A 12318-nucleotide genomic window follows, 5' to 3' on the forward strand; every position below is an offset into this window, starting at 1 on the left:
CGATGCTTGATCCCGTCACCCTGGCGGTCCTGAAGGGCCGTCTGGAACAGATTGCCGATGAGATGGACGCGACGCTGTACCGCAGCGCGTTCAACCCCATCATTGCCGAGGCCCACGACGCCTGCCACGGCATGTACGACGCGACCACCGGCGCCACCCTGATCCAGGGCAAATCCGGCCTGCCGGTCTTTGTGGGCGCGATGGCCTTTGCTGTGAAGGCGGCCGCCAAGGTGGCCGCCGAGCGTGGTGGCATGGTGGATGGCGACGTCTGGCTCTTCAACGACCCCTACGAAGGCGGCACGCACGCGAATGACTTCAAGTTGGTGCGCCCGGTGTTTCGGGGCGCAAAGCTGTTCTGCTTTCTGGCGTCGGCCGCGCATTGGCACGACGTGGGCGGCGCGGTGCCGGGCAACTACAACCCGGCCGCCACCGAATGCTGGCAGGAAGCAGTGCAGATCCCGCCCGTGCGCATCCTGCGCGCAGGCGTGCTGGACCAGGACGTGCTGGCCATCCTGAAAGCCAACACCCGCTTGCCCGACAGCCTGTGGGGCGACCTGAACGGTCAACTGGCCGCGCTGGAACTGGGTGCGCGCCGGCTGGACGGGCTGCTGGACGAATACGGCGATGACACGGTGCTGGAGTCGCTGGACACCTTGCGCGAGCGCGCGCGCCGCTTGATGCGCGACCACATCGGGCGGCTGCCCGACGGCGAGTACGCGTTTGAAGACATGCTGGACAACGACGGCGTGCGCGACGTGGCGCTGCGCATCGCGCTGAAGCTGACGATCGCCGGCGACCGCTTGACGCTGGATTTCAACGGCACCTCGCCCGCCTGCGCGGGGCCGGTCAATATTTCCCGCGCCACCGCCATTGCGGCCTGCTACGTGGCCTTGAAGCACCTGTTTCCCGACGTGCCGGCCAACGCGGGCGTGCTGGACGCGGTGGACGTGGTGCTGCCGGACGGCCTGGTGATCTCGGCCGACCGCCCGCGCCCCGTGGGCGGCTACACCGAAACCATCCTGCGCATGATCGACGTGATTTTCTGCGCGATGGCGCAGGCGGCGCCCCAGCGCGCCATGGCACAGGCCTACGGCACGATCAACGCTTTGTCCATCGCGGGCTATCGCAGCGACGCGGCGCGCAAGGGCCAGCGCTGGGTGATGTTCAGCTTCTTTGGCGGCGGCCACGGCGGGCATTCCGACGGCGACGGGCTTAGCCACGGCAACGCGCCGATCTCCACCGCCACCATTCCGCCGCTGGAAATCCTGGAAGCCGCCTATCCCGTGCGCTTCACGCAGTGGGCGCTGCGCCCGGATTCGGCGGGCGCCGGCACGCATCGCGGCGGCCTGGGCGCCATCTACGAAATTGAATTGCTGGAAGACAGCGCCGAAGCCTTCATCTTTGGCGAACGCGGCCGCAGCGCGCCCAAGGGCATTGCGGGCGGCGGTGAGGCCGCCTTGAACGTGTTCCGCTATCAGCAGGACGGACAGTGGCGCACCCCGCCCATGAGCTCCAAGATGCTGGGCATTCAATTGCAGCGCGGCGACCGCGTACGCCTGGAGACGCCGGGTGGGGGCGGTTATGGCGACCCGGCCGGCCGTGCGCCGGCAGCGCGCGAGCACGACCGCAAGATGGGCTATGTGGGCGATATCGCCGACAACAAGAAGGAGCAGTTGGCATGAGCGCGGCAGATAAGAACACGGCACAGGGACTTGTCGTTGGCGTGGACGTGGGCGGCACGTTCACGGACCTGTTCGTGCTGGACGAGGCAGCCGGCACGGCGCGCGTGGTGAAGGTGCCGTCAACGCGCGGCGAAGAGGCGCGTGGCTTCATGAACGGCATCGCGCGCGTGGCCGACGGCGCAAGCGCCATTGCCACCATCGTGCACGGCACCACCGTGGGCACCAATGCGTTGCTGGAACGCAAGGTGGCCCGCACCGGCATCATCACGACGGCGGGCTTTCGGGATGTGCTGGAAATGCGCCGGCGCGATCGTCCCCAGACCTGGGGGCTGCGCGGCAATTACGAACCTGTCGTGCCGCGCGACCTGCGCCTGGAAGTCGCCGAGCGCGTGCTGGCCGACGGCACGGTACACACGCCCGTGGACCTGGATCAGGTGGAAGCGGCGGCGCGCGCGCTGTTGGCGCAGGGCTGCGAGGCCGTGTGCGTGTTCTTCGTCAACGCCTATGCCAACCCGGTGAACGAAGCCCAGGCCGCGGCCCGCGTGCGCGCCATCTGGCCGAATGGCAACGTCACGGCGGCCACCGAGGTACTGCCCGAAATCCGCGAATTTGAACGCTGCTCGACGGCGGTCTTGAACGCCGCCTTGCAGCCCGTGGTGGGCAGCTACCTGACGCGGCTGGAGTCTGACTTGCAGCAGAACGGCTTTGACGGCGAGCTGCTGGTGGTGCAAAGCAACGGCGGCGTGATGTCGCGCCAGACCGCGTGCGACGTGCCGGTGCGCACCGCGCTGTCGGGGCCGGCGGCGGGCGTGATCGCCTGCGCCGCCATTGCGCGCGCCTCCGGCTTTCCCAACGTGGTGACGGGCGACATGGGCGGCACCTCGTTCGATGTGTCGCTGGTGGCGGGCGGCGAAGCGTCCTTGTCGGCCCAGACCTCCATCGATTTCGGCATGGTGGTGCGCGCCCCGATGATCCAGATTGAAACCATCGGCGCGGGCGGCGGCTCGATTGCCAGCGTGGATGCGGGCGGCCTGTTGCAGGTGGGCCCGGAATCCGCCGGCAGCATTCCCGGCCCGGCCTGCTATGGCCGTGGCAATACCCGGCCCACCGTCACCGACGCCAACGTGCTGCTGGGCCGGATTTCGGCCGAGCGCCCGCTGGGCGGCGGGCTGTTGGCCACCATGAATGTGGACCTGGCGCGCGCTGCCATCGACGAACACGTGGCGCGGCCGCTGGGGCTAAGCGTGCATGCGGCGGCCGAAGCCATCCTGACCGTGGCCAACGCCAAGATGGCGGGTGCGATCCGGGTGGTGTCGATTGAACGCGGGCACGACCCGCGCAGGTTCGCCTACATGCCGTTCGGCGGGGGCGGGGCGCTGCACGTGTGCGCCATGATGAATGAAGTGGACGCGGCCCACGGCATCGTGCCGCGCTACCCGGGCGTGACGTCCGCGCTGGGCTGCGTCATGGCCGACATGCGGCACGACGGTGTGCAGACGCTGAACACCGCGCTGGATGCGCTGGATGCCGCCGACCTGCTGGCGCGCATCGACGGCCTGGCGCTGGCCTGCCAGGAACGCCTGGATTCGGCGGGCGTGGCCTTCGAAGGCATCCGCGAAAGCATCGAGCTGGACATGCTGTACGTGGGCCAAAGCCATACCGTGCGCGTGGAACTCTCGCGCGCCGAGCTGGACCGCGCGGGCATCGCCGCCGCGTTTGATCGCGCTTACCGCGCGTCGTTCGGCCGCAGTCTGGATGGCATTGCCGTGCGCATTCTGAACCTGCGCTATGCGCGCATCGGCCAGCGTCCCAAGTTTGATCTGGCGCTGCTGGCGCCCACCTGCCAGGACATGCCCGCCGCGCTGGGCACGCAAGCGGTGTTTCACGCGGGCCAGTGGCACGACGCCGTGCGCTATGCGCGCCTGGACCTGCCCGTGGGAGCGGAAGTGGCCGGCCCCGCCATTCTTGAGCAGCCCGACACCACCATCTGGATCGAACCCGGCTTTGCCGGTCGCGTCGACGCGCTGGGCAATCTGCTGATCACGCGCCAGACCGCCTAGGAGACCGCCATGCATGCCTTGGACCCTCGTACCACCGCCTTGCTCATCATTGATCTGCAAAATGATTTCCTGGCGCCGGGCGGCGCCTATGACCGGGGCGGCGCGGTCAGCCGCGAGGCGCGCGCCTTGCCTGCCCGCGTGGCGCCGCTTGCCCGCGCGCTCAAGGGGCAAGGCGGCTTGGTCGCCGCCAGCCTGTTTACCTTGTGGCCCGATGCGCATGGCGAACCCATGATTTCGCCGCACCTGAAGCAACTGCGCCCATTCCTGGCGAAAGGCGATTTCGCGGCCGGCTCGCAGGGCCAGGCCAATGTGGCCGAGCTGGATGGGCTGGTGGATGTGTCGGTGTGGAAGGTGGCGTATTCGGCCTTCTTCAATACGCAACTGGATTGGGTGCTGCGCCGCGCGGGCGTATCCAACGTGGTCATCGCCGGCATCGTCACCAACGGTGGCGTGGCCAGCACGGCGCGCGACGCCCACATGCGCGACTATCACGTGACGGTGCTGGCCGACGGCTGCGCCGCGCCCACGCCCGCCATGCACGATGCCGCGCTGGCGGACCTGCGCACGGTGGCGGACGTGATCACGTGCGCGGAATTCGCGGGCAGGCTGGCGTCGTGAGCGCGCCTGTCGTGAAGCGGGGCAACCCCGGCGGTAACGCTGGCGCCGCCCCGGTCGGCACCCCAGGCAGCACTTCGGACGCCGACATGATGCAGGTGCCGGTGCTGATCATCGGCGCGGGCGCTTGCGGGCTGACCGCCGCGCTGCGGCTGGCGCAGGCCGGCATTGAAACCGTATTGATCGAGCGCGACGCCGCGCCCAGCGGGTCGTCGGCGTTGTCGTCGGGATTCATTCCGGCGGCGGGCTCCGCCGTGCAGCGCGCGGCCGGCATCGAAGACGACGCGGCGCGTTTCGCCGCCGACATCCAGGCCAAGGCCCACGGCACGGCCGCGCCGCATCTGGTCGCGGCCTACACGGACGCGGCGGCCCCGGCCATGGACATGTTGGCGCGCCATGGTCTGGCCTTCGATGTGCTGGACGGCTTTCTCTACCCGGGCCACAGCACGCGCCGCATGCACGCCTTGCCGGAACGCACGGGCGTGGCCTTGGTGACCGCGCTGGAACGCGCCGCCACGGGCGCGGGCGCGCATCTGTTGACGCGCGCGCAGGCCCGCGACATCTGGGTGGAAGATGCGGAAGGGATAGGCGGGGATGGGAACAACAGCGGTGGAAACAACCGCGGTGGGAACAACTGCGGCCGCATCACCGCCGTGGGCTGCGAACGGCCCGACGGATCGGTGGACGTGATCGGCTGCCAGGTGCTGATCCTGGCCTGCAACGGCTTTGGCGGCAACGCGGCCATGGTGGCCGAACATTTACCCGCCATGCGCGAGGCCGTCTACGGCGGTCACGTGGGCAATGACGGCAGCGCCGTCGAATGGGGCAAGGCCTTGGGCGCGCGCCTGGCCGATTTGGGCGCGTATCAGGGGCACGGGTCCTGGGCGACACCGCAAGGCGCGCTGATCTCCTGGGCCGTCATGATGGACGGCGGCGTGCAGATCAACCGCGACGGGCTGCGCTTTCATGACGAGACGCAAGGCTATTCCGAAGCCGCTGTCCACGTACTGGCGCAACCGGGCGGGGTGGCATGGAATGTGTTCGACGACCGCACGCTGGCATTGGCGCGCGGCTTCCCGGATTTTGTCGCGGCCGAAGCGGGCCATGCGGTCAAGACCTGCGCGGACGTGTCCGCCTTGGCCGCGCTGATCGGCTGCGATGCCGGCGTGTTGCAACAGACCGTGCAAGGCGTCTGCCCGGATGCGACCGACCCCCATGGCCGCCGCTTTGACCGCACCCTGCAAGCGCCGTACCACGCCATCAAGGTCACCGGCGCGCTGTTCCATACGCAAGGTGGTCTGGACATCGATGCGCAATGCCGCGTGTTGAATCGCGATGGGCAGGCGCTGCCGAATCTGCTGGCTGCCGGCGGCGCCGCGCGCGGCGTGTCGGGCAACGACGTGTCGGGCTATCTGTCCGGCAATGGATTGCTCAGCGCGGTGGCGGGCGGCTATATCGCCGCGGCCACCGCCGCGTCGCTGCTGGGTCATGAACTTGGTCAGGAATCACCATGAAGCACACACTGAATACGCAATTGGCCGCGGGCGCCGTGCTGGCCCCCGGCATCTATGATGCCCTGTCGGCGCTCATCGCCGAGCAAGCGGGCTTTGACGCGCTGTACCTGTCGGGCGCGTCCATCGCCTACACGCGGCTGGGGCGCTCGGACATCGGCCTGACCACGTACTCGGAAGTCGAGGACACGCTGGCGCGGATCACCGAGCGCGTGGCCACGCCGGTCATCGTGGACGCCGACACGGGCTTTGGCAATGCGCTGAACACGCAGCGCACGGTGCGCGGTTTTGAACGCGCGGGAGCCGCGATGATCCAGTTGGAAGACCAGACCTTTCCCAAGCGCTGCGGCCACCTGGATGGCAAGACGGTGATACCCGCCGCCGAAATGTGCGGCAAGCTGCGAGCGGCAGTGGATGCGCGCGTTGATGCGTCCACGCTGATCCTGGCGCGTACCGATGCGGTGGCCGTCGACGGCCTGGAAGCCGCGCTGGACCGCGCCGAAGCCTATCTGGAAGCCGGCGCGGACGCGCTATTCATCGAAGCGCTGCGCACGCCCGAACAGATGCAGGCGGCCTGCGCGCGCTTCGCCGCCCGCGTGCCGCTGCTGGCCAATATGGTGGAAGGCGGCAAGACCCCCGTGCAAAGCGCCGACGCCTTGACTGCCTTGGGCTTTCGCATCGTCATCTTTCCTGGCGGCACCGCGCGCGCCGTGGCGCACACCTTGCAAGGCTATTACGGCAGCCTGCGCCAACACGGCACAACCGCGCCGTGGCAGGGGAAGATGCTGGATTTCGACGGCTTGAACACGGTGATCGGCACGCCGGAATTGCTGGAGCAAGGGCGGCGGTACGAGGGGTAGAAGGCGGAGATAGATGCGGGGGTAGGCGTCTATAACCGACGCCCAGCTCACGCCAGGCCTCGGCCGCCTTGGGTCAACGTGGCGGTACGCCCCGGTTGAGCTGCTGCTGCATCATTTGCTCCATCATCATTTGCTGCATGCCCATGTATTGATCCCGCATGTATTGGCGTTCCCTGATCTGCTCGGGGCTCAGGTTCGAGTAGTTTCCTCGCATCGCATTCCAACCCATCTGCCCGCGTCCGCCATGATGCGGGCCGCCGGCACCCATGGTCCCGCAGCAGCCCATCGTGCCACCTCTCCAAAATTGGCCCATCATCCCCATGGTTGTCTGCATCAAGGCTTGATGCTCCTGAAGCAGTTTCCGACGTTCGTTCGGGTCGGTTGTCTTTTGTATCTGATTCATGGTCTGCTGCATTTTCTCCATGTTGTCTCTGACCTCCGCGGCTTTCTTGTCAAACTGCTGCGGGTTGTCGACGGGCTGTTCAGCCGACTGAGCGGGAGCGGGCGGCGCGGTCTGCGCGACAGCGGTCGTCAAGGCGGGGGCCAGCACGGCGACGAATGCCAGTGCGGCCAGATTGCGGATCTTCATGGTCAATCTCCACGTGGTTGGCACCTTAGACTGCCAGGCAAATCAAGAGGATTTGCAGAGTCAGCGTAGATCCGCCAAGACGATGGGACTTGACCATAGTCAACATATGCCCATCAGGCCGCATGCAGCCTGGCATCCTGGAATTTGTGAACGGCCTCTTCAAGCGTTTGGAACAGGCCGTCCGTGCCCAAGGTTTCGCCTAGCGGTGACCGTCTTACCGTGGCCAGTACGCCGGGGGTAAGGTTCGCCAGCCAAAGCTGCACACCGTCCCGTCTTAATCGGCGTTCCGCATCGCTCATCATTTTCAGCGCGGTGTATTCGATATCGAAAACGCTTCCCATATCAAGCACGACCACCTTCGGCCGTGTGGCGGTGATCAACTGGTTGATCTTCTGGCCGATATTGTCTGCATTCACAAAGAAGACGCGTCCCTCTGGCCGAAGCAGCAAGATGCCTTCAAGCACCTCATCGTCCGGATGGTCCGGGGACGCAGGGCGGAACAGGTTCGTGTTCGGTTTACGCAGCAGCCGATGCAAGGGCGGGTTGGAAACCTGGTGGGCAAGGGCGATAAGCGACACGATGATGGCCACGAGTATCCCTTGCAGCGTGCCCAGCAGCACGACACCGGCAAGCGCCACCAAGGCCCAGATAAGCTCTGTGCGCCGCACTCTGGCAATCGCACGGAACTCAGCCGGGTCGAACAGGCCAACCGAGTAAATGATGACCACCGCCGCCAGGGTGGCGTGCGGCATGGCGCCAATCAAAGGCGCCAGCAGCAGCATGACGCCCAGCGTGACCCCCGCGGTGACGCACTCGGCGGCCTGGGTGCGCGCGCCGGCGCGCCGATTCACCGCGGTTTGTGACGTCCCGCCGCCCGCCGGCATGGCGCCGAAGAACGCGCCGCCCGCGTTCGAAAATCCCGTGGCCAACAATTCCCGATTGGCGTTCGGCAGGGCCTCGCCCGCTTTCGCGAAGGCGCGTCCAGCGGCGATCGTTTCCGTGAAACTCATCAAGGCGATTCCCAGCGCCATGGGCCAAAGCTCACCCAGCAACGACGCGTCCGGCAGGGTCAACGACGGTAAGCCCGTGGGCACGTGGCCCACCGTTTGCACGCCAAGATCACCCAGTCCGAACATGCTGGTTGCCGCGATGGCAATCGCAACCGTGACCAACGGCGCCGGCACGCGCGGCATGAATCGTTCCAGGACGAGGAGCAGTCCCAAGGTGATCGCGCCGACGGCGGTGGTGGCTATCGAGACGTGTGTGAATCCATCAAGAATTGCCAGCACGTTCGATAGAAACGGGCCCTTCGCGAAGTGAAGGCCAAGCAGCTTCGGTATTTGGTCGACCACGATCACGATGGCGATGCCCGCCTTGAACCCGACCAATACCGGCTCCGAAATAAAGCTGGCCAGGTAGCCAAGCCGCAACACGGAGGCCGCTATCAGCACGATGCCAACCAGCAGCGCCAGCGTTGCCGTGGCAATCAACATTTGCGTGGGGTCGCCGTCCGGTACGGCGCGATCCAGGGCTGTCGCGGTAAGGATGGCGAGCGTTGTCGTGGTGCTGACACTAAGCGGCCGGGATGTGCCAAGGAAGGCGTAGACAAGCATCGGCACAAACGCGGTGTACAGCCCGACCTGAACCGGTAACCCCGCTACGGCGGCATAGGCCAGCGCTTTTGGAATGACGACGGCGGCGGTCGTCAGCCCGGCGGTGACGTCATCCTTTATGGGGCTTGTAGAGGGCAGGTCGGATGGCATGGCGTCTCAACCGGGGGCCACCGCCTGCTGCTACCGACGCGGGCGGCTGAGATTGATTGTGAGCGCAGCCGCCGCGTGGCGTCCATGATGATTCCGGCGAAATGCCGTAAGAATCACGCTTAACGGTCAATGATCAACGCGCCGTGCGCTGGTGCGGCACCAGCGGCGGGACGGGCTGGTCGGCGATCTCATCCCAGAACCCGGGCAGGAAGCATTCGGCCACCAACAACGGCTGGCCCTGGCGCCAGAAGACGGACCGGCGTGCCCAGACCCGGGCGGCGTCCTGTTCCCGGCGTTCAGCCGGCAAGGCCCCACGCGCCGTCGCGTAGAACGGCACGGGCGACGCCAGGCGGCGGCAGGCGAAGGGGGAGCGGATGACGGTGCTGTCGTGATACAGCATGTCGGCAAGCGGGCGGGTCAAGAGCCGGCGCATGCCTTGCCACGCGCCGTGCGAGGCGCGCAGCGGCGTCAGGCTGCGGGCGGGCACGCTGTCCACGCCGTTCACGGACATCAGCACTTCACGGATCCATACGGGTGAGCCGGGCGCGATGCCCATGGCCTGCGCTTCGTCCGGCGGCGCGCCGTCGGCGTATTCGGCCAGCACGCGCAAGCGCACCTGGCCCACCTGGCGCAAGCCGGCGGTAAGCGCGCCCGGGCGGAACAGCCAGTGGCGCATGGCGGGGGGCAGGACGGGCGGCGCGACGGCCAGCCAGCCGGAAGCAAGCGGGGGGTGATGGGCTGCGGGTTTCCTCATGGCTGCGTATTATGCCAAGCCCGGCTGACAGCCCCCATGCGTCGCAGTGACGCAGCGCGGATGGCGACATGCAACGCACAAGGCAACGCGCCAAGAGGCGTGGCGCAGCAACGGCCGGCAGGCGGCTACGGCGTCCGGGAAAGCACTGATTGTCCCGCTAATGGCGCTCTCTCTATGATTTGCCCACGGTCAACATTGACCTGAATGCCTTTCCTCCCGGTGACGGGACCCGCAACCGGCTTTGGTGGTTCCGGGCAAGGCATGCAGTACCCCGCAGCAATAATTGCTGCTTGAACATTTGGTATGGCTATAGAAGCCCCCGACTTGCACGCGATGCGTGGTCGGGGGCTTTTTCGTTTTCAATTTTCGAATACGGAGATCGCATGCAAGCGTTGGACCCGCAGAGTTCCCCGGCCGTAGCGACCTGGGTGGCCAGTGTGCAGATGGCCCCGATGATCGGCGACGTCGCCGCCAATATGGCCCGGTCGGTCGAGCTGGTGGAGCAGGCCGCGGCCCAAGGCGCGCGGCTGGTGGTGCTGCCCGAATTGGCAAACACTGGCTACGTGTTTGAAAGCCGCCAAGAGGCCTATGCGCTGGCCGAGGTGGTGCCAGGCGGCCCCAGCTCGCAGGCCTGGATCGCGCTGGCGCAGCGCCTGGGCATCTACCTGGTGGCGGGCATCGCCGAACGCAGTGGCGACCGCCTCTACAACGCCGCCCTGATCGCGGGGCCGGCCGGGTACATCGGCACCTACCGCAAGCTGCATTTGTGGGGCGACGAGAACCTGTATTTCGAGCCTGGGGATCTGGGTTTGCCGGTGTTCCATACCGAACTGGGCCGCCTGGGGGTCGCCATCTGCTATGACGGCTGGTTTCCCGAGGTCTACCGGCTGCTGGCGGTGCGCGGCGCGGACATCGTGGCCGTGCCGACCAACTGGGTGCCGATGCCAGGGCAGACGCCCGACGGGCCGGTCATGGCGCATGCGCTGACCATCGCGGGCGCGCACAGCAACGGTTTGACCGTGGTGTGCGCCGACCGCGTGGGCACCGAACGCGGCCAGCCGTTCGTGGGCCGCAGCCTGATCGTCGGATCGCAAGGCTGGACAGCCGCGGGCCCGGCCAGCGCCGACCAGGAAGAAGTGCTGCTGGCGCCCATCGACGTGCAGGCCTCGCGCCGGGCGCGTCAATTGAACGATTTCAACCACGTGCTGCGCGACAGGCGCTGCGATATCTACGACGAGCAACTGGGCGCCTTGGCCGCCCCGGGGCAACGTTAAGCGATGGCCAATGGCCGACTCCCAAGGAGCAACCTCATGAAACCCCTGTTCAGCAGCTTCCCCATCCGCCTGTCGTTCGTCGCGTTACTGGCTGCCGTTGCCAGCGCGCACGCGGCGGAACCCTTGCGCATCGGCGTGCCCGTCGGTCTGTCGGGCGCCAACAGCGTCGTGGCACCCGGCGTGGTGCAGGCGTCCCAGTTGGCGGCTGACGAGATCAACGCGGCCGGCGGCATCCTGGGCCGCCAGATCGTGCTGGAGATCGCCGACGACGCATCGGGCGCCGTTGGCGCGCAAAAGGCCTATGACACGCTGGTCTTTCAGAAGAAAGTCGATGCCATCATCGCCATGGAAACCAGCGCGGCGCGCAATGCCGCGCTGCCCATCGTGTCGCGGGGCAAGGTGCCGTATATCTATACCTCTTTCTACGAAGGCCGCTCGTGCAACCGCTGGATGCATGTGAACGGCTGGGTGCCGGAGCAACAGGTTGCGCCGGTGGTGGACCACTTCATGCAAGAGCGCAAGGCCAAGACCTTCTTCCTGGTCGGCAGCGACTACGCGTTCGGGCGTGGCATGCTGAAGTTCACGCGGGAGTACATCGAGAAGCAGGGCGGGCGCGTGGTGGGCGAGGAATACCTGCCCATCGATGGTTCGGACTGGACGCCGGTGGTGTCCAAGATCCGTTCGGCAAACCCGGATGCGCTGATCAGTTCCACGGCGGGCGGCGGGCCCAACGTGAGCCTGGCCAAGCAGATCAAGGCGGCGGGGTTGTCCATGCCCTACGGCAACCTGGCGATCGACGAAGGTACGGCCAAGACCATGGGCGATACGGCGGTGGGCATGTACATGTCGGCGTCGTACCTGACCAGTATCGATACGCCGCAGAACCGAAAATTCCTGGATGGCCTGAAGGCCAAGTTCGGCAACGATGCCAAGACCGCGAACGAGTTTTCCGGCCCGCAGTACGAAGCCTTCTATCTGTACAAGGCGGCGGTCGAGAAGGCCGGTGGCCTGGATCCGCAGAAGGTGGTGCAGGCCTTGAGCGAAGTGTCGTTCGACGGCCCCCGGGGACCGGTCAAGATGGACCGCCAACGGCACGCGGCGCTGACCATGCGCCTGGGCCAGGTGCAGCAGGACGGTTCCATCAAGATCCTGCAAACCTTCAACCAGGTGGACCCGGGCGCGCAATGCCCGAACCTGAAGTGACGCCACG

General features: G+C 66.8%; 10 protein-coding genes. 7 read left to right on the forward strand and 3 right to left on the reverse strand.

The features are described 5' to 3' along the window. Positions 1-2: 2 nt before the first annotated feature. From CVS48_RS16540 to CVS48_RS16560, 5 genes are read left to right on the forward strand one after another with little or no spacing between them, the layout of a single operon-like run. Positions 3-1682 carry a hydantoinase B/oxoprolinase family protein gene (locus CVS48_RS16540; protein ID WP_100855384.1) on the forward strand — a complete coding sequence of 560 codons (1680 nt, stop codon included), beginning with the start codon at positions 3-5 and terminating at the stop codon, positions 1680-1682. Further along, positions 1679-3742, forward strand: a complete 2064-nt coding sequence (locus CVS48_RS16545; protein WP_100855385.1) for a hydantoinase/oxoprolinase family protein — start codon at positions 1679-1681, stop codon at positions 3740-3742. Before CVS48_RS16540 ends, CVS48_RS16545 begins: the two co-directional genes overlap by 4 nt. A gap of 9 nt (positions 3743-3751) precedes the next feature. Then, positions 3752-4360, forward strand: a complete 609-nt coding sequence (locus tag CVS48_RS16550; RefSeq protein WP_100855386.1) for a cysteine hydrolase family protein — start codon at positions 3752-3754, stop codon at positions 4358-4360. Next, complete coding sequence (locus tag CVS48_RS16555; RefSeq protein WP_419191441.1) at positions 4357-5871, forward strand: FAD-dependent oxidoreductase; 1515 nt, start codon at positions 4357-4359, stop codon at positions 5869-5871. Before CVS48_RS16550 ends, CVS48_RS16555 begins: the two co-directional genes overlap by 4 nt. Beyond that, entirely contained in the window at positions 5868-6728 is an 861-nt protein-coding gene (locus tag CVS48_RS16560) for an isocitrate lyase/PEP mutase family protein (RefSeq protein ID WP_100855387.1), read from the forward strand. Before CVS48_RS16555 ends, CVS48_RS16560 begins: the two co-directional genes overlap by 4 nt. A 73-nt stretch (positions 6729-6801) precedes the next feature. Here CVS48_RS16560 and CVS48_RS16565 read toward each other — a convergent pair whose 3' ends face one another. The 3 genes from CVS48_RS16565 to CVS48_RS16575 form a co-directional block, all read right to left on the reverse strand. After that, on the reverse strand, positions 6802-7317 hold the full coding sequence (locus tag CVS48_RS16565; RefSeq protein ID WP_100855388.1) for a hypothetical protein: 516 nt from the start codon (positions 7315-7317) through the stop codon (positions 6802-6804). Positions 7318-7430: 113 nt separating this feature from the next. Then, complete coding sequence (locus CVS48_RS16570; RefSeq protein ID WP_100855389.1) at positions 7431-9080, reverse strand: SulP family inorganic anion transporter; 1650 nt, start codon at positions 9078-9080, stop codon at positions 7431-7433. 133 nt (positions 9081-9213) lie between these two features. Then, the gene (locus CVS48_RS16575) at positions 9214-9834 is read right to left on the reverse strand and encodes a chorismate--pyruvate lyase family protein (protein ID WP_100855390.1); all 621 of its coding nucleotides are present in this window, start codon (positions 9832-9834) and stop codon (positions 9214-9216) included. A gap of 383 nt (positions 9835-10217) precedes the next feature. Here CVS48_RS16575 and CVS48_RS16580 point away from each other — a divergent pair, with 383 nt between their 5' ends. After that, positions 10218-11108, forward strand: coding sequence for a nitrilase family protein (locus CVS48_RS16580; RefSeq protein ID WP_100855391.1), 891 nt, complete (start codon positions 10218-10220; stop codon positions 11106-11108). A gap of 36 nt (positions 11109-11144) precedes the next feature. Continuing rightward, on the forward strand, positions 11145-12311 hold the full coding sequence (locus CVS48_RS16585) for a substrate-binding protein (RefSeq protein ID WP_100855392.1): 1167 nt from the start codon (positions 11145-11147) through the stop codon (positions 12309-12311). Positions 12312-12318 lie beyond the last annotated feature (7 nt).

The sequence above is a fragment of the Achromobacter spanius genome (assembly GCF_002812705.1).
Classification (GTDB): domain Bacteria; phylum Pseudomonadota; class Gammaproteobacteria; order Burkholderiales; family Burkholderiaceae_B; genus Achromobacter; species Achromobacter spanius.

Coding starts and splice junctions, on each gene's coding strand:
- CVS48_RS16580 (WP_100855391.1), top strand. CDS start 10,218: ATGCAAGCGTTGGACCCGCAGAGTTCCCCGGCCGTAGCGACCTGGGTG.
- CVS48_RS16565 (WP_100855388.1), bottom strand. CDS start 7,317: ATGAAGATCCGCAATCTGGCCGCACTGGCATTCGTCGCCGTGCTGGCC.
- CVS48_RS16545 (WP_100855385.1), top strand. CDS start 1,679: ATGAGCGCGGCAGATAAGAACACGGCACAGGGACTTGTCGTTGGCGTG.
- CVS48_RS16540 (WP_100855384.1), top strand. CDS start 3: ATGCTTGATCCCGTCACCCTGGCGGTCCTGAAGGGCCGTCTGGAACAG.
- CVS48_RS16550 (WP_100855386.1), top strand. CDS start 3,752: ATGCATGCCTTGGACCCTCGTACCACCGCCTTGCTCATCATTGATCTG.
- CVS48_RS16575 (WP_100855390.1), bottom strand. CDS start 9,834: ATGAGGAAACCCGCAGCCCATCACCCCCCGCTTGCTTCCGGCTGGCTG.
- CVS48_RS16570 (WP_100855389.1), bottom strand. CDS start 9,080: ATGCCATCCGACCTGCCCTCTACAAGCCCCATAAAGGATGACGTCACC.
- CVS48_RS16585 (WP_100855392.1), top strand. CDS start 11,145: ATGAAACCCCTGTTCAGCAGCTTCCCCATCCGCCTGTCGTTCGTCGCG.
- CVS48_RS16560 (WP_100855387.1), top strand. CDS start 5,868: ATGAAGCACACACTGAATACGCAATTGGCCGCGGGCGCCGTGCTGGCC.